Below are 17,723 nucleotides of genomic sequence, written 5' to 3' on the forward strand. Positions count from 1 at the left end.
ATATCAAAATCAATTATTTCCTTTCTTGTAAAGTAAAACAGGAAAGGTAAGGTGACTATTTTGAAAAAAACCACAGCGTATTATAAAACCTTTGAAGGAGACAGTTATCAAATTGGCGTATGGCTTGGTAAATGGGCGTTGTCCAAACCGGAAATGCTCAAAGCTATGTTGCTCCCTCCAAAAGTGTACCCTCAAAAGAAATTACAGGAAATCACTGAACTACTGGATCAATATTGCAGCGGTATTAATGAAGAAATACAAGGATTCGCAGATACCGTTGGTATTGAACGCGGCCAAGCATTGTTTTATGCGATGACCTATTTAGAACGCGGATGCAGCTTGTTTGCGGCAATGCCTGCCAAAACTCAGGACGGACATACTATCCTTGCGAGAAATTATGAGTTCTCCGATGTGATGGAGGAGCTTTGCTTTGCCTATACTCAACCAGCTGGTAAATACAAGCATCTCGGCTCTATGATTAACCTGTTTGGCCGCGGTGATGGGATGAATGAATGTGGCCTTGCCGTTGCCCAAGCCTCCTGCGGAATGCCTGTAGGTAATTTTGAGGGCGGAAAGAAGGCGGAAGTAAGCGGACTGCAGTTCTGGGCTGTCATTCGCGGAATTTTGGAAAATTGCCAAAACGTTAAGGAAGCAATTAATTATTGCATGGAGGTTCCCATCGGGTATAATATGAATTTGATGCTTGCCGATAAAAGTGGTGAAATCGCCTTGTTTGAATGCATTGATGGACACAAAGCGAATAAGTTGCTGGATGGCCAAACACAGGAAACTTTTTTAAGTGCTACCAATCACGCAGTACTCACTGAGCTAAAGTCCTTTGAGAAAGTGATCCTAGAAAATTCCATGATTAGAAACGACCTTATTGTCGACTTTAGCCACGCAAGGGAAAAATTCACGAAAACAGATATAAAACAATTGCTATCTTCGCCCTATCCAAATGGGTTATGCTGCCACTACTACGGAGACTTTTTCGGCACACTGCGTTCTATGATTTTTGATGTAACAGCAGGACAGGTGGAAATGACCTTTGGTTCCCCACAGCAGAATGATTGGCAGTTGTTTACTTTCGCTTTACAGAAGGATATGGAATTTTCCGTACAGCTTCCTTACGAACAGACACCAAAAAGCTTTTATAATATTTTATAATATGAGAAAGAGAGGCTGCTATGGACTATAGGGTGCAACTGGAAAAAGCATTGATATTTATTGAAAACAATCTAAATAACACTATCTCCGTTACCGACGTTGCTAAAGCAGCCTCCTATTCGTATTATCATTTCCATCGTTTTTTTCAAGCAATGATGGGAGAAACCGTAGGAAGTTATATACGCTCCAGAAGACTGACACAGGCCGCTAAGGAATTGCTGTATACTAATAAAAGAATTTTAGATATTGCGGTTTCTTTGCAGTTTGAATCCCATGAAGCTTTCAGCCGGGCCTTTAAATCCCAGTATCATTTGACACCGAATCAATACCGCAAAAACCGTGTAGAGACCATCCTTGGCAGCCGCAGGGAAATCACTAAACCTGAAATACAGCATCGGTGTAATTCTATTACGCTGCGGCCGCAAATTGTCGATGTTGAACCCAAACAGCTCGTTGGCATACGATTTCAAACTAGTGTTGCAAACAATCAAAGCGTTAGTAAGTGGGAATATTTCCAGTCCCGGGTTCATGAAATCCCTCATGCGCTTCCTGATTCCTGCCGTTATGGCATCTTTGAGTCTGCACAGGGCTGTACATTTACTTCGTTCAGTGAGCAGAGCCAAACAAGCGAATTTATCGGAATAGAAGTAAATGATACAAGCCTTGCTCCAGATAAAATGTGTTATAAAAAATTTCCCGGAGGAAAATACGCTCGATTCACACACACTGGAAAGACACACTCATTATTTCAAAGCTATCAGTATATCTGGGGAACTTGGCTGTCTGCAAGTGATGTAGAACTGGCTGCCAGGGATGATTTCGAATGCTATTCTGAACGGTTTCTAGGCACGGATAACCCCGAATCTCAGATTGATATTTATTTTCCGATTAAATAATGAATCAGTGTCCATCTATCCCGGGGATTCATCATGAATTCTGATGCGATGGCTACGACCAGATCTTTTTCTGGAATACAGCAAATGACATTGCCGCCATCTCCCATAGCTAAGTATGCGGAAACTCCATCCTCTTGGCGTAACCACCAAAGGTAGCCGTACTTATTAGGGTTCATTGCTGTGGATTCGCGGGTCCATGCACCCGAAACAACCTCATGTTCGTCCCAAATGCCACCGTTCAGATATAGGAGACCAAAACGTGCCATATCACGGGGATTTAGCGTAAGTCCCCATCCTCCTGTGGAGTTGCCGTTCGGATCTGTAACCCACCCCTTCACATTTTCCCCGAATAGATCCTCAAAGCCGAACGATTTCATTTCATAATCCGGAATTTCTTTCATCCCGACGGGTTTAAATAAACGTTCATTGGCAAACTCACGGGCACTTTTCCCTGTGCTGCGGGTGAGGATGGCGGAAAGCAGATGCGCTCCTGCGGTGGAATACTTAAAGGTTCCAATACTACCTTGTTGGCCGAGCAGATCCAAAGTGTATTTTACCCAGTCAGACTGCATGCACAGCTTGTCGAGCGGTTCTTGCCAGTCCTCAAATGAATAGGGAGCCGTCATCGTGAGAAGATGGCGTATGCTGACTTCTTGTTTCTGCTTATCAGCACCTTGAGCATATTCAGGGAAAAAATCGAGCACCTTCTGGTCTACATTGCGAATATATCCTGCATCTATGGCAATACCAACGAGGGCAGATATGACACTTTTCGTTACAGAGGCAACATGGTGCGTATCCTCCGGGCCATAGCCATTATAATAGCTTTCATAAGCCATGTATCCGTTTCTCACAACAACAATACCGTTTATATTGCTGTACTCCGATTTAATGATTGGATCAAGCGCTGTAAGCTTCTCAGAATCCTTCCTCAAGGTTGCCGGGTCTGGGGCTTGCAGCCATTCTGAAGTGGGCCAGTAGTTTCTTTGCATGATAGACACCTCTCTACAAGACGTTTTTAAATTTTCTTTACAGGAAAATATATCTCGGTAACGTGATCCTCAGGACCAGTGCCTTGATAAGGGTCGGTTACATAAATTTCATAGGGTGATTTCACCATTACATAGCCCTCATTCTCTATCCATTCCCTCAGCTTGGCATAGACCGAAGTCAATTCTGAATACGCTCCCTTTAAAACAGACTTTGCACAAAGGCCTCCAGGCAGATTACGCGTTCCGTTTACCGTTTCTTTTACCGGGATGGCAAACTCGATATCATTACCGGCCGGATTGTATTCAGCGCTGTGATAAATTGTCATGGGTGTACCCAGCGAGGTAAGTTTTTCAATCGCAAGCTTCTCATATAACCTGCTAAAATACTTTCCGTATCCAAAAGCATAGTCATCCCTGCTCATCATCTGACGCATATAAAGCATATTCATTGGCCGGGTTTCAACAAGCTGCACTTCGATATCGTCCATATAGGACATAATCGGCAGGCCCTTCTCTACATTTAGAAGATCATTGCTAATTTGTTGCAGGGTTTGTTCAAAAGCTTTCAGCTTGTCCTGTATTTCTCGTTTCTTACGATCCAGGGCAGAACGAAGCTTCTCATCGGATTGATCTTCTTCCCAGTCCAGAAGAGCTTTGATTTCTTCCAGAGAAAAATGATAGGATTTCAAACGGTTGATAAAGAGCATCTTTTTAAGCTGCCTGATAGAGTAATACCTATAGCCATTTTCCGGATTAATCCCATCAGGTTTAATTAATCCCATTTCATCATAATATCGGAGCGTTTTTGTAGATACTTCGCATATCTTCGAGAAGTCTCCAATCGACAGCAAGCCGTTCCCTCCATTCCTTGTATTTGTATCCACTATGCACCTTCCCCTAAGGGCAAAGTCAACTACAAAAATAGTAAAGGTGCAGAGACCGGAATTAACGGCTTCTGCACCTTGTCAGTTTGAAATATTGCTTGTACCAGAGGTACATGCCGGGGCTGTCTCCCTGAATCCGCAGGAATTTGCACATCATGTGAAATGCAACCTTTTGGCTACTGGGAAATTGTCTCCCTTCCCAGTCCTACCGTGAGTCCAGCCGCTGAAAGTCCTTCGACAGTAAAATTATTATCCTGTTCAGCTTAATTGAAAATAGCGGTTGGCATTATGGTAGCAAATATCCTGAACGATGCCTCCAAGGAATGCAAGATCCCGCGGGGCCTCCCCGCTGGTCACCCAGCCGCCGATATGGTTGCACAGAATCCGGCGGAAATACTCATGACGTGTATAGGACAGGAAAGACCTCGAGTCTGTCAACATCCCTACAAAGCAGCTGAGCAGCCCCAGATTGGATAAGGAAGTGATTTGCTTGATCATTCCGTCCTTCTGGTCGTTGTACCACCAGCCGGAGCCGAATTGAATCTTCCCTTTGACTCCTTCGCCTTGGAAAGACCCCGCCATCGCAGCCAGCACATCATTCTGCACTGCATTCAAATTGTAGAGAATGGTCCGGGGAAGCTCGCCGGTCCGGTCCAGCCCGTCGAGCAGCTTGTATAAGTTGTCCGCGTAGCTGCCGTCACCGATGATGTCGAAGCCCGTGTCCGGACCAAGCTCCCGGAACATGCGTGTATTCGGATTGCGGATCGCACCGATATGCAGCTGCATCGCCCAGTCGTGGGCGGCATATTTGCGGCCCATGGCTAAGAACAACGCTGTTGCGTACTGATCGCATTCCAGTCTGCTCAAGGTCTCGCCGCTCAGCCGCTTGCTGAAGATCGTCTCCAGTACAGATGGCGGCGCCTCAGCAAAAGGAAGGTTTGAGAAGCCATGGTCAGAGATCATACAGCCCTGCTGGTCAAAGTATTCAATTCGCTCCAGCAGCGCGCATTCCATCAGTTCATAGGAAGTGATGGCATACCCTACGGTCTGCTCCAGGTTTGCTACATAACCCGGAAAGGACTCCGCTTCAATCAGCAGTGCCTTATCCGGTCGGAAGGTCGGCGTCACCCCGGTCTTGAACTCTTTGTCTCCGGCAATCTGCTTATGATACCGCAGATCATCCACCGGATCATCCGTCGTGCAGATCCATTTCACCCTGGAACGGGTAATCAGCCCCCGGGCCGTGAAGCCGTCCTGGGCAATCAAGGTGTTGCAGTGGTCATAGATCTTCCGCCAGTTGTCCTGACTCAGCTGCTCCTCTACGCCAAAGTAAGCCTTCAGCTCCAGCGCCGACCAATGGTACAGCGGGTTGCCGACAGTATAGGGAAGCACCTCGCTCCACTTGGCAAACTTTTCTTCATCAGAGGCATTGCCGGTAATATATCTCTCTTCGATCCCGAATGTTCTCAATGCACGCCATTTATAGTGGTCTCCACCCAGCCAGACCTCGGCAATATTCTTGAAGCGTTTATTGCCGGCAATGGCTTTCGGGTCCAGATGGCAATGATAGTCGATAATAGGCAGAGCTTCCGCATACTCATGATAGAGTATCCGGGCCTCCTCTGACTGCAACAGAAAATCCTCATGAATAAAAGGCTTCATCCTTATGCTCCTTAACCCTTATTTCAGGTATTTCTCCATTGTGCTCCGCACAGCTCCCGGGCCGGCCAGCATTTCAAGGAACATACCCTCAATCTTCTCCCCAAGGCCGATGTCATACAGCCGGACACCAAAGAGCTGCTCGTCTTCAAGAATTGGCCGCACATTTGCCGCTTTGGCTCCGAGTAAAATTCCCTGCAAATGTCCTTGCAGCGTCTCGAGCAGCGGGTCCGGACTCAATGTGAAAGGTTTGCCTTCATCATCTACTCCAAGCAGATAGCGGCACCAGACGGCAATCGCCAGCGGGATGGCTGTCAGCTGCGCCGGATCAAGATCCTCCCGGCGGATATATGATTTAATGGTTTCTCCAAACCGTATGCCTACCTTCTGCGAGGTGTCGGTCGCGATCCGCTGCGGGGTATCAGGGATAAACGGATTGGCGAAACGTTCAGTCAATACTTCGTCCAGGAACTGCTTTGGACTGAGAATCCCCGGATCTACTACGACCGGCAATCCCTCTTTGTAGCCGATGATTTCCACGAATTTACGCAGCGTATCGTCCTTCATCTCATCGGCGATCAGGGTGTAGCCAAGCAGACAGCCGGATACGGCAAGCGCAGTATGCAGCGGGTTGAGGCAGGTTGTTACCTTCATCGTCTCCACGTTGTTGACTGTATCGCGGTCGGTAAAGATAATCCCTGCTTCCTCCAGCGCCGGACGGCCATTCGTGAACTTGTCTTCAATCACCAGATATTCGCTGATCTCCGCGTTTACGAATGGGGCTGTATAGGTATTCTTGGAAGTGACGATGACCTCCATATCGCCGATTCCCTGTTCCAGCAGCGCCGCCTGGACCGTTTCGGACGGGCGCGGCGTAATTTTGTCGATCATGGACAGCGGGAAGGCGATTAACCGCTCGTCCTCCAGATAAGTCACAAATCCTTCTTCGACAAGTCCCTTGCCGGCCCACTCTTTGGCAATGGTCACGACACCGTTCTTCAGCTTATCGCCATTGTGGGAGCAGTTGTCCATGCTGACAAAGGTCATCGGATATTGGCCCTTCAGGTAGCGGCGGTAGGCCAGGGAAGCCACAATGCTCATCGCATGCACCGGCTGGTCCGGCCCGCCTGCGATATCCTTTTCCACGATGCCGAGATACTGTCCGTTCGGGCCTGTCAGTGAGTATCCCTTCTCCGTAATGGTGAAGCTGGCCATCTGCAGGCTGGGATTCTCGAATACCTCAGTCAGACGGCGGTAATCCGCTTCACGGTTCTTGTCGGCTGCGATTCCCTCAACAATGCTGCTGACGATCTTTTTCTGGAAATCACCGTGTGCGTTCATCAGCACGAGCAGTGTCAGATTGTCGTACGGCTTGTAGACCTTATCGATCATCTCAAAATCGAACGTTTCCGCCGCGATGATCCCGGTGTCCGCCTTGCCGCTGTCCAGCAGCTTCTGGTGGGCGTTCGCCACGAATCCGCGGAAGATGTTGCCTGCACCGAAATGAATCCATTCCGGTTTCACCTGTGTATTCTTCGCCACTTGATCAAAGTCAAAGCGCGGAAGCTCTACACCCGCAGCCTTCCAGGCTGCTTCATCAGAGATACTGCTTCGGTTTAAACGCAGCATTTAGTTCGCCCCCTTGGCATTGTCAAGACTGTCCCATACGCCAAGGAGATACATGATGCCCATGGCTCTGTCATATAGGCCGTAACCCGGACGGCAGTTTTTCTCTTCGCCCCATAGATGCCGCCCATGGTCCGGACGCACATAACCGGTATATCCATTCTCGTGATAGGCTTTGACGACTTCAGCCACATCCACACTGCCATCACGCCCGCGGTGCGACACCTCTATAAAGTCACCGTTCTCAAACACCTTCACGTTGCGGATATGGGCAAAATGAATACGGTCATGGAACTCGCGGATCATCGCCGGCAGGTCGTTCGCCGGATTCGTACCCAGTGATCCTGTGCAGAAGGTGAGACCGTTGTATGGACTGTCCACCAAATCCAGGAACCTGCGGATCATTTCCCGGTTGCGGATAATGCGCGGCAGGCCAAAGATCGGCCAGGCCGGATCGTCGGGATGGATCGCCATCTTGATGTCCACTTCCTCGCATACCGGAATAATGCGTTCCAGGAAGTATTTGAGGTTCTCGAACAGTTTATCTTCCGTCACATCTGCATAGGCTGCGAACAGCTCATCAAGTTTTGCCAGCCGCTCCGGCTCCCAGCCCGGCATTGTGAATTGTCCAGCGCCTTTCAGAATCCGGTCCACCATCTCACGCGGATTATCGGTAATGGCAGCCTTTTCATAAAAGAGGGCATTGGAGCCGTCCGGCAATTCCTTGTACAGCTCCGTACGGGTCCAGTCGAATACAGGCATGAAATTATAGCAGATGACTTTTACGCCCACTTTGGACAATTTACGGATCGTGTCGATATAAATATCGATATATTTATCACGGGACGGCAGGCCGATTTTGATATCATCATGAACGTTGACACTCTCCACCACAGCAGTGCTGAAGCCCTTGGCGGTGATTTGATCCGCCACTTCCTGGATCCGTTCCATTTCCCACACTTCACCGGCTACTTTATCGTGCAAAGACCAGACGATACCCATAACCCCCGGAATCTGCCGGATATGGTCAAGCGTAATGTTGTCATTGCCTTCACCATACCATCTCCACGTCATGTTCATTGATAGAACCTCCTATAATTGTCATCGTCGTATGTCAATCTTGTATACAAGATTTTCTTGATCATAGAACAAGAACACCCCGTTGTCAATACAATAAACTGCATAGTTTTCACAAGCGTAAACGCTAAATTCGCCTCTTCATTTTGATAAACATTTTTATTACTGTCAAACATCATGTATACTAGTCATATTCGTCAATACATATGGAAAGCAGGAAGATAAATGTCGATCAAAGTTGAAATTATGAATACACTGAAGCACGAAATCCTCACCTTGGCCTTGAAGCCAGGCACGATTCTGAGCGAAACCGCACTTTCCGAACGCTTTCAGATTTCGCGGACACCGCTGCGTGATGTGCTGAAACAGCTGGCCCTGGAATCCTATACCGATATCTATCCGAAAAAAGGGAATATCGTATCCTATATTGATCTTGAATCTGTTGAACAAATCACGTATCTGCGCAGCACACTGGAAAAAGAGATCCTTAAGGATCTGTCTTCACAGCTTTTGCTGACCGGCGTGCACGAGCTTAAGGGAATCCTGGAGACACAGAAGGAGGCCATCGGGCACAGCGACATCGATTCCTTCCTCAACCTGGATGACGCGTTTCACCGGGCCTTGTACCGGCTTGCGGGGCGTGAGTTTTTGTGGAATCTGATTCAGCAGTCCAATGTGCACTACCTCCGGTACCGTAGGCTGCACATGCTGAAGACCGAAAAGCTGGAGGGAATCTGGAAAGAGCATCAATCTCTGCTGGAGCTTATGGTGCATAAGGAAACCGGAAAGATCGGTCCGCTGATCCACCACCATCTTCGTGAAGACATTCATTCGCTGGATTTTCAGGAGAATTTCTCGGACTATCTCAAAAAATAGGCGGCCAAGCGGAGGGGGGCATATCACTCTCCTCCATCCGTTGAGCGGTTCGCTGTGTGCCTTCCCCCCTCTATCACTGCTTGCTGTGCATAGAATCGTGCTTTGCCGCTGGATAACAAAAAATACAGGGCTACTGGCGAAAGGTTCTTTCCTTTCCAGCAGTAGCCCTGCAAACAATATTCATTCCAAATTAAACATTTTTCGTGAGCTTGGGCATCGGAGCCTCCGCCAGATCAGCCGTCTTCGCGCTTACAGCTGCAGTATTTTACGCGCTCTTTCCTTTACACTAGCCAGCTCGGATTCGGACATTTCGCAATATTTGCTGTTTGCTTCCGTTGTATTGGCATGCTGTACATACGCAAGCTTGGTGTCTTTTTGGACAATCGTATAGAACCAGGTGTCTTTCGAAACATTGTAGACCTTACCTATTTCCATCTCGATCAGATCAATATCGAACTGGTCCTCCTTCCGGTCCGCCACCAGGAGTATGGCTTTTCCGTTCACCAGAATGAACTGTTCGTCCGTCTCGAGGTGGACCTCCAGACGGTGAATGCCGTCGATGTCGTTATCCGGTTTCCAGTTCTTGATGCACACAAGCCATTCATCGTTTTTATAGACACATTGGATACCTGTCCCGTCATAAGCATAAATGTCAGCTTTCATCTTGCATCCCTCTTTCGCAGCTATTGCAGCTGATTATAGTTTCATTTCTTTCGTTCATCCCAAGCGTTTCTCAAACCAAGCCAGCGAATCCCGCATCGCTTTCTCCGGGTCCAGCACATATCTCCGATCCAGCAGCTCAAGACCAAGATATCCCTTGTAGCCGCTTTCGTTTAGCGCCTGCAGCGCTTCTTCCAGCGGCAGATTACCTTCGCCGGGAACCAGATGCCCCCCGGGGCTGCCGTCTACAAAATGCACGTACGTCAGGTTATCCCCAAGTTCTCTGATAAAATCATGAATCGAATCTTTTCCTGTAACCGCCATGACATCCGTGTCCGCCAGCCCTTTTAAATTCGGACTTCCCACCTCATTAATCATTCTGGAGATGTGCTCGGCGCTGTTAAACACATGGGTAGAGTAAGAGGTAAACGCTTCCACGGGTAAGTAAACTCCCTCTTTTTCCGCCGTCCTGCAAATCTCGCCAAAAGATTCCCTGCACCATTTCCACGTTTCCGTCTCATCCACATCCAGATAGGCCAGTCCCGTAGTCACCAGCATCTGGCTACACTCCAGAAAAGAAGCCATTTCAATGTGCCGGCAGAAGAATTCCACGCTTTTCTTGCGGTACTCCGGGTCGGGGTGACTGATACTGATCGGATAGACGCTCTGTTCCGGAGTAAGGCAAATGACCTTTAACCCTCGTTCTTTCATTTTCCGCTTCAGGTTCTGTACATCCTGTGGAGAGTAATAATCCAGGTGAAAGTGGGGGCCCGACGCCCACAGTTCAATGTGTTCGATACCGATCCGGGTAACCGAATCCAGAAAATAATCCAAGGAATATCGTTTGTAATGAAAGTTAGCTGCAGCGACTTGCTTGAGCTGTATCATAGGAACCCGATTCCTCCTTTGTTATACCTGGCAGAATCCATACTTGTACATCTATGATTCTTAACACACCTAGATTAGAGTGTTTCCCAGTAATGTGGCGGTAACTACAGATACGACAATGTTGATCATCCCTGGCAGCATGAAGCTATGATTCAGCACGTATTTGCCGATTTTGGTGGTTCCCGCTGTATCAAACGATATGGCCGCGAGGCATTGGGCGGACACCGGCAAAAAGAAGTTGGCATTCACAGCCATCCACGCACCAACGATGATGTGGGCCGGCAGATCAAGGGCAATGGCAATCGGGATCATGATTAACGTTGTAGCACCCTGACTCGTTGTTAAAGCGGCAACGATAAACATGATCACAGCAAGCATCCATGGTTGACTGTTTACAATCGTAGCCACATGCTCTTGGATAAACGCCGTTTGCCCCCCGATAAAGGTACTGCTCATCCAGGCTAATCCGAAAGCGCAAACCATGGCAAGCGCCCCTGCCCGGAAGATGGTACCGTTAAGAATCGATTCAATCGCCGGACGGCAGATGATAATAATCAGCGAAGCACAGACCAGCATAATAATTTCAATGGTGTGGGCCATCGATAACACAGTCGTCACGCCGTCTACGGTCCATGATGGCCGTAACTCGGTGAACAGCCCCAGAATGACAATGGACAGAACGGCGAGCAGGAAGATCACCACCGAAGCTTTCGCACCCTTCGGTGACACCTTTTTCTCCGTTTGTTCTTCCGGGTCGCTTTCAACCAAACCCTCGGCGAGTCTGCGCAGATACTCCGGATCTTCTGCGAGTTCTTTCCCTTTACGCAACGTGAGCAGCGCACTAGTAATGACCCCCAGCAGGGTAGCTGGAATCGCGATGGACAAAATTGTACCCAGACTTACGCCAAGCGGAGCCATAAGTCCAAGCATAGCTGCGGTCGCCGCCGACACCGGCGAACAGGTAATCGCTTGCTGGGAAGCAATGATGCTGTTTGAAATAGGCCGCTCCGGCCGGATTCCGCTGTCGATGGATAGCTTGTTGATAATAGGCAGCAGACTGTACACAACATGCCCCGTTCCCGACAGGAAGGTGAAGAGCCAGCAAATAACCGGAGCGACAATCGTTACATTCTTCGGAGATTTATGCAGCATTTTTTCCGCGACCTTGACGAGAAAATTCAATCCGCTCGAAGACTGGAGGGCGGAGGCAGCCAGGACAACTGCCAGAATGATTAGCATAACATCAACGGGAGGTGACGCAGGCTGGACGTGAAAAATGAATACGAATATCGCAACGCCGACTCCGCCAAGCAGGCCCATGAATACGTCGCCGACCCTGGCGCCAAAGAAAATGAGTAAAAAGATGATCAAGAGTTCAAACCAAAACATAAAAAGTCCCCTTTTTTGTTTATACTGGCTTCACCGATCCACTGGACCTTCGTTAAGGCTCATCCGACTTTTCTGAATACGCTTACATTATTGATAGTAAAGAGAGGAGGCCCCTCCCCTCATATACTGTTAAACCAATGGGGTGCCGAATCCGAAAGCACCGTTGATCCGGCATATTTGAGCTGCGAACTCCGCTCCCTTACCCATACTGGTCTTGATTTTACGGAGCATTTCACTCTCCTGGTCAAATTCGATCCTGCCCTCTGAACTCCGGATCATCTCCACGAGAAAAGCAGTGATATAAGAATCTCCCGCTCCCATCGTGTCCACCGCTTCCGTTGAATCCGCCGGTTGATAAATCCATTGATCCCCGAAAAGGGTGTACGATCCGTTTTCACCTACTGTCCCAACCACAATTTTCGATCCGAGCCGCTGTGCCTTCCGCATCTCTCTCTCCCGCTCTTCTGCCGTCAAATGGCTGCATGAAAGAAAGGATATATCCACATACCGGCAGACCTGTTCCAGATAGTCGTCGTTCCAGCGAACCGAGAAGTCATACGAAATAGGAATGCCGGTTTCCCGAAGAACTGTCAGATCCTGTTCAATATAACTGTTCAAGCTCGTATGGATCACGGCAAATTGTTTGATGTAATTCAGATCAGTTTCGGTAAATTTCCATGCGTTTTCCTTGGCGATCCCGCCCTTATTCGATCCCAGAAACAGGCGTTCACCGTCTTCAAGGGTAACGCGCGCATAGCCGTTCTCACCCTCATATTCGCGGCAATGGCTGCGGTCAATGGTCAGCTCGTCCAACACCTGCCCGATATACCGGGCGACTTCATCGCTGCCGAATTTGCCTAAATAAGCGGACTCCATTTTGCACATGGTAGCGTATACACTGAAGTTCAAGGCGTTTCCACCAGGGTACATGATGCCCTGGTGGATGTACTTATCTACTACATTGTCGCCAATTCCGATTACTTTATATTGTTTCATATGAATATCCCCTCTGAAGGCTGCTGAAATGAGTACGGATTAATATTCAACCTTCCACATGTATCTGCGTGTGGTAAGCGGATGTTTTCTTTCCACCGCCAAAGCTTGATTATAGATGGGGTACACGTTGTTAAACAAGGAGTGATTGAAATAGTCAACGACCGAGCTATCGATGGTGGACAGTCCAAGATCCTTCGCGTCCAGCACTTCCACCCGCTTAGCGTACCGGTTAAGGAAATCCAGCGCTCTCTCGTCAAGTGCCCGGGTACTACCTTCCGATACCTGAAGGACGAACGGAATTTCGGCGTCCGTAATCTCAAACGGTCCATGGAAGTATTCACCGGAATGGATGCTCGCGGAGTTGATCCACTGCATTTCCATAAAGATACAGATGCTTTCCATATATGCCGCACCATACCCCGCTCCACTGGCCATCGTATAGATGACGGAATCGTCTTTGTGGTTTTTGGCAAACGTCAGGGCTCGATTCTTTACATGCTTGGTTGCCTGTTTTACAATCCGGTCGATTCTTGAAACGCCATCGAGGAATTTCTCGTAATTCGGGTACCCTTCCGTCTGTTTCAGAATTTCCACTGCGGTCATAAGCGCTTGGATCGTTTTTTCACCAGCGATATCTTTATTCTCTCCAAAGCTATACTTGACCACGTAATCCGCAAATTCCGTAATAGGAGAATCTTCGATCCAGGTGAGTGCGATAACCGGCACGCCCGCTTTTTTACCCAGTTCCGCAGCTTTTACCGTTTCCGGCGTGTTGCCTTTATGGGAGGCTACGACCAGGACCGCATTTGCACCGAATGCCTTAGGCGTGTTATGCACGAACTCATTACTGTTGTATAGGCCTACTTTAATGTCCTTAGCTTCCTTCTCAAGAAATGTCTTTGCTGGGTAGAACGCTCCGTAAGAACCGCCGCAAGCGACATAATAGACCTGCTTGATGCCGCCGCCCTCTTTTTTATCCGCTATAATCTGCTCGATAATTTGTTTCATATCCATTCTCCCTCTCCCTTGTATGATACATATTATGATTTTCCATTCCACGCCGGCTTTTGTATGGGAATGTTATGGACAAATAATAACACAAAGCAATACATGATACAAGAGAGGGCTTTCATTTTTTATAAAATTTCTTATTTGAGCTCATTACAATCGTTTGCAGTAATATTAGGAGAGCAGAGTAATGTAAACTGTTAACAAATTGTCTATATTGTTATACTATAGAAGTATGTGGTCAATACAATGCAATACATTTCGTTGGACAGATGTCCGATAATCCGGACGTAATATGGATAGACCTCATCTATTCCTTGCCACAGAGCCCGTTTTATAATCGATTTTTGAACCTGGAGGTATAACAAATGCTTGACCCTTCCGAATCATCTCCACTGTACAAACAGCTGCAGGAGAATATATTGGATTCTATCCAAAACGGCACACTGAAACCGGGGGACAAACTCCCTACAGAGCTGGAATTAAGCGAAACGAATCAGGTAAGCCGTGTCACAGTACGGGCCGCTCTGGATTCACTCACCTCGGGTGGTTATCTGGTGCGGATTCCGGGTAAAGGCACGTTCATTACTAAAGACAAGATTCAAAAAAATGTCGCCGAAACGATCGGGTTCAGCGATACGTGCAAGCTGCAGAACAAAACACCCGGCGCGAAAGTCATCAAGTGCGTAATTGAAGAAGCCACCTTATCGGATCAAGAGCATCTGGGGCTGAACCCGGGGGACAAAGTCATCAACATTGAACGCATCCGTTATGCCGACAACGTTCCAATCTCCGTGGAGTATTCGCGGTTCCCCTCCTCCTATTCTTTTTTGCTGCAGGAAGATTTGAACGATAAATCGCTTTATGAAATTTTGAAGAGCAAATACAAAGTCTCCTTCGGGCATTCAAGAAAATATATCGTAATGGAGTACGCCTCCTTTGATGTGGCTACCTATTTGAATATTGAGGAAGGTTATCCGCTGCTTAGTATCACAAGCACAGTCTCCAGTCCGGACGGACAAAAAATCCATCGCTCCAAGCAGCTCATATTGGGGGACAAATTTGAGTTGATTGTCTGACTTGCCGGGATGATATCCATCCGCTGGATGTTCAGGGGAATTTCCGGAGGATCTGAAAAAGTAGTCCGCGTAACAGAGAAGGGCTGCCTCTCTCGCAAAACCTTTGCGATTGAGACAACCCTTCATTCGTTTCCTGTATGAAATAAAAACATAGAACAATTCTATGTAAAGTTGACTTGCCTAATCCGTAATTCCAAAATCATGAAGCAGCTGCTGCTTGTCGAGCGCAGGCAGACCCAGCGGTTCGCGAAATTTCTGCAGCTTCACCAGCAGATCCTCTTCTTTGGCATAGACATAAGGGCTCTTCCAGACCGAATCCAGTGTAATGAGCTCACTGGATGAAGGCTTCATGGATTTATAATTCAGAATCCAGTCACGGAGCTGAACTTTGTCGATATCGGTGCGGATATTCTCCCCCAGGATGTCGATGATATCCCCCAGCTGAGCAATCCCGTTCACGGAATCCAGCTTACCCAGAATCAGGTTCAGGACCTCCTGCTGCCGCTCGTTGCGGGATATATCTGAGGATTCTGCCGTTCCCCGGTTCGATTTGCGGTAACGGACGAAATCCAGCACTTCCTTGCCGCTTAAATGCTGCATCCCTTTAGTCAGATTAATGTTTGTTCCGTCCGCATTATCTACATAACGCATATTCATCGGCACATTGATATCCAGTCCGCCAAGCTCATCCACTATGCTGCTGAACGCCTCAAAATTAACCAGAATCATATGGTCAATGTCGATCTGCAGAATATTGCTGTAGAACTCCTTGGTCTTGCTTAAGTCCTCACCTTTGTTATGGGAGTAATAATAAGCGTAATAATAATTAGCCTTATGCGCGCCGATCTCACTGCTCGTGATCTTCATGTCACGGGGGATGGACAGGATGGACAGCTTTTTGCTCACAGGCTCATAGACCACCGGCATCAGCACATCCGTATTCAGCGTCCCTCCGCTGCCGCTCCGGTTGTCCACACCGGCGAGCAAGAACGTGAGCGGTTTATTCTCATCCACGGCATCCGCAGCATCAGCCTCGGCCGAAGCTCCAGGCATAGGCGATGTTGGACTTGCCGTTTCACTCGGAGTCGTTCCCGATGCCGAAATCCGGTCAAGTGCCCGTTCAGCCTTATAATACAAAGTTCCTGCATAAACAGCTCCAGCGATCAGACACGTACCCAGCACAACGGTCACGCTAAGCAGCGTTTTCCGGTTACGTGATTTGCTGCGCTGCGCTTTCCTTCTCTTGCTTCGCTCTTGCATTCCCTTCCTCCTGTTTACTCGCATTAGTATAAGGAATTATAGCATAGACCGGTGTTAATGCTCAAAAAATGGCAGAGAATAAGCTGACCGCTTGAGGCCTTTCACAAAATACTCTTTATAGGCAAGTTGCTGATTAAATAGCCTAGCGGCCAGACAAAAACCGCAGCCAAGCCGGCTGCGGTTTCCATCATTTGTAACCTGAACTATTTGCTTATGTGTGAAAATAATTACAGCTTGACCATTTGCCCCGTCTTCTGGGATTCGAATGCAGCCAAAATAACTTTCAGGGATTTCAGACCTTCTTCCCCAGAGATCGCCGGAGGTGTATCCGTTACGATGGATTTCACGAAATCATCAATGACACCACTCGGCACTTGTTTTTCATTGGTCGCCATAGCGCCCACTTTGTAGGTCTCGACCGTACCATTCGTAAGCTCCACGATCACTTCGTCGCCCGCTACAGTCCCAATCTTCATCACACCATGCTCGCACCATAATACGGTACTGTTGTCTCCGCCTCTGTATTGTGTCCAACTGGCAACCAGTGTTCCAATGGCGCCGCTCTTCATCCGCAGGATGCAGGCTGCGTTATCATCGACTTCCGTGCCTTCTTTATGCAGAGTGCCGATAAAACTGGCTATTTCGGATACTTCGTCGTTCAGCAAATAACGGATAAAATCGGATTTGTGTACGCCCAGGTCGCCCATCGCACCCATGATTGCTTCTTCTTTGCGGAAAAACCAGCTGTTTGCACCGTCTACACTCCAGCCCTCCGGTCCCGGGTGCCCAAAGGACGTGCGGAATGTAAGCACTCTGCCCAGTTTGCCGGAGTCGAGAATTTCTTTAGCCTTCACATGAGGCGGCATCAGCCGCTGATTATGTCCAACCATCAGGTACACTCCGTTTTTACGGGCAGCTTCGATCATCTGCTCACCTTCTTCAGCGGAACATGCCATGGGTTTTTCCACCAGAACATGTTTGCCGGCATTGGCCGCCGCAATAGCCATTGAAGCATGCAGATAGTTCGGCGTACATACGCTGACCGCATCCACTTCTTCATTAGCCAGTAATTCCTTGTAGCTGGCATAACCTTTGCCGCCATAGGTTTCGGCCATCTTCTCAGCGCGCTCCATGATAGGATCTGCAAAAGCAACCAGCTCGACGTGTTCACTCGCTGCATACTCTGGGATATGTCTGCGCCCGGCGATGGCGCCGCAGCCGAATACAGCAACTTTAATTTTTTTCATGTTAAATAGCTCCTTTAAG

Annotated in this window: 16 protein-coding genes; 4 read left to right on the plus strand and 12 right to left on the minus strand. The window is 48.2% G+C overall.

Going from position 1 to position 17,723, the window contains the following annotated elements; all coding sequences use genetic code 11:
- The first annotated feature begins 51 nt into the window (after nucleotides 1-51).
- Together AC3WT9_RS12765 and AC3WT9_RS12770 are read left to right on the plus strand one after the other, a co-directional pair.
- Nucleotides 52-1,167, plus strand: coding sequence for a C45 family autoproteolytic acyltransferase/hydrolase (locus AC3WT9_RS12765; protein WP_492407615.1), 1,116 nt, complete (start codon nucleotides 52-54; stop codon nucleotides 1,165-1,167).
- Nucleotides 1,168-1,187: 20 nt separating this feature from the next.
- Nucleotides 1,188-2,063, plus strand: a complete 876-nt coding sequence (locus tag AC3WT9_RS12770; protein ID WP_341379277.1) for an effector binding domain-containing protein — start codon at nucleotides 1,188-1,190, stop codon at nucleotides 2,061-2,063.
- Here the strand turns inward: AC3WT9_RS12770 and AC3WT9_RS12775 are convergent.
- From AC3WT9_RS12775 to uxuA, 5 genes are all read right to left on the minus strand, one after another.
- Entirely contained in the window at nucleotides 2,045-3,055 is a 1,011-nt protein-coding gene (locus tag AC3WT9_RS12775; RefSeq protein WP_341094978.1) for a serine hydrolase domain-containing protein, read from the minus strand. The genes AC3WT9_RS12770 and AC3WT9_RS12775 overlap by 19 nt on opposite strands.
- 26 nt (nucleotides 3,056-3,081) lie before the next feature.
- A complete protein-coding gene (locus tag AC3WT9_RS12780; protein WP_341097741.1) occupies nucleotides 3,082-3,906 on the minus strand; it encodes a MerR family transcriptional regulator in 825 nt (274 codons plus the stop codon).
- Between the two features lie 291 nt (nucleotides 3,907-4,197).
- Nucleotides 4,198-5,601, minus strand: coding sequence for a glucuronate isomerase (gene uxaC, locus AC3WT9_RS12785; protein WP_341094980.1), 1,404 nt, complete (start codon nucleotides 5,599-5,601; stop codon nucleotides 4,198-4,200).
- Nucleotides 5,602-5,619: 18 nt separating this feature from the next.
- Nucleotides 5,620-7,227: a mannitol dehydrogenase family protein gene (locus tag AC3WT9_RS12790; RefSeq protein ID WP_492407616.1), complete on the minus strand. Its 1,608-nt coding sequence runs from the start codon at nucleotides 7,225-7,227 to the stop codon at nucleotides 5,620-5,622.
- Nucleotides 7,228-8,304 carry a mannonate dehydratase gene (gene uxuA / locus AC3WT9_RS12795; protein ID WP_492407617.1) on the minus strand — a complete coding sequence of 359 codons (1,077 nt, stop codon included), beginning with the start codon at nucleotides 8,302-8,304 and terminating at the stop codon, nucleotides 7,228-7,230.
- 222 nt (nucleotides 8,305-8,526) lie between these two features.
- Between uxuA and AC3WT9_RS12800 the strand changes: the two genes are divergently transcribed.
- Complete coding sequence (locus AC3WT9_RS12800; RefSeq protein WP_341094985.1) at nucleotides 8,527-9,177, plus strand: GntR family transcriptional regulator; 651 nt, start codon at nucleotides 8,527-8,529, stop codon at nucleotides 9,175-9,177.
- A gap of 249 nt (nucleotides 9,178-9,426) precedes the next feature.
- Here the strand turns inward: AC3WT9_RS12800 and AC3WT9_RS12805 are convergent, their stop codons facing one another.
- The 5 genes from AC3WT9_RS12805 to AC3WT9_RS12825 all read right to left on the minus strand — a co-directional run bounded on the left by AC3WT9_RS12805 (nucleotide 9,427) and on the right by AC3WT9_RS12825 (nucleotide 14,124).
- Entirely contained in the window at nucleotides 9,427-9,840 is a 414-nt protein-coding gene (locus AC3WT9_RS12805; protein WP_341094986.1) for a hypothetical protein, read from the minus strand.
- Between the two features lie 54 nt (nucleotides 9,841-9,894).
- Nucleotides 9,895-10,725, minus strand: a complete 831-nt coding sequence (locus tag AC3WT9_RS12810) for a sugar phosphate isomerase/epimerase family protein (protein ID WP_492407618.1) — start codon at nucleotides 10,723-10,725, stop codon at nucleotides 9,895-9,897.
- A gap of 69 nt (nucleotides 10,726-10,794) precedes the next feature.
- On the minus strand, nucleotides 10,795-12,114 hold the full coding sequence (locus tag AC3WT9_RS12815) for an anaerobic C4-dicarboxylate transporter family protein (protein ID WP_341094988.1): 1,320 nt from the start codon (nucleotides 12,112-12,114) through the stop codon (nucleotides 10,795-10,797).
- 129 nt (nucleotides 12,115-12,243) lie between these two features.
- The gene (locus tag AC3WT9_RS12820) at nucleotides 12,244-13,110 is read right to left on the minus strand and encodes a fructoselysine 6-kinase (protein ID WP_341379282.1); all 867 of its coding nucleotides are present in this window, start codon (nucleotides 13,108-13,110) and stop codon (nucleotides 12,244-12,246) included.
- Nucleotides 13,111-13,149: 39 nt separating this feature from the next.
- Complete coding sequence (locus tag AC3WT9_RS12825; protein WP_342480305.1) at nucleotides 13,150-14,124, minus strand: SIS domain-containing protein; 975 nt, start codon at nucleotides 14,122-14,124, stop codon at nucleotides 13,150-13,152.
- A 362-nt stretch (nucleotides 14,125-14,486) separates the two neighbouring features.
- Between AC3WT9_RS12825 and AC3WT9_RS12830 the strand changes: the two genes are divergently transcribed.
- Nucleotides 14,487-15,197: a GntR family transcriptional regulator gene (locus AC3WT9_RS12830; protein WP_341094993.1), complete on the plus strand. Its 711-nt coding sequence runs from the start codon at nucleotides 14,487-14,489 to the stop codon at nucleotides 15,195-15,197.
- A gap of 180 nt (nucleotides 15,198-15,377) precedes the next feature.
- On the opposite strand, the gene AC3WT9_RS12835 is transcribed toward AC3WT9_RS12830, so the two are convergent.
- Nucleotides 15,378-16,457, minus strand: a complete 1,080-nt coding sequence (locus tag AC3WT9_RS12835) for an LCP family protein (RefSeq protein WP_492407619.1) — start codon at nucleotides 16,455-16,457, stop codon at nucleotides 15,378-15,380.
- A 227-nt stretch (nucleotides 16,458-16,684) separates the two neighbouring features.
- Complete coding sequence (locus AC3WT9_RS12840) at nucleotides 16,685-17,704, minus strand: Gfo/Idh/MocA family protein (protein WP_341379286.1); 1,020 nt, start codon at nucleotides 17,702-17,704, stop codon at nucleotides 16,685-16,687.
- Between the last annotated feature and the right edge of the window lie 19 nt (nucleotides 17,705-17,723).

Source organism: Paenibacillus sp. EB106-06-01-XG199, from assembly GCF_058791575.1.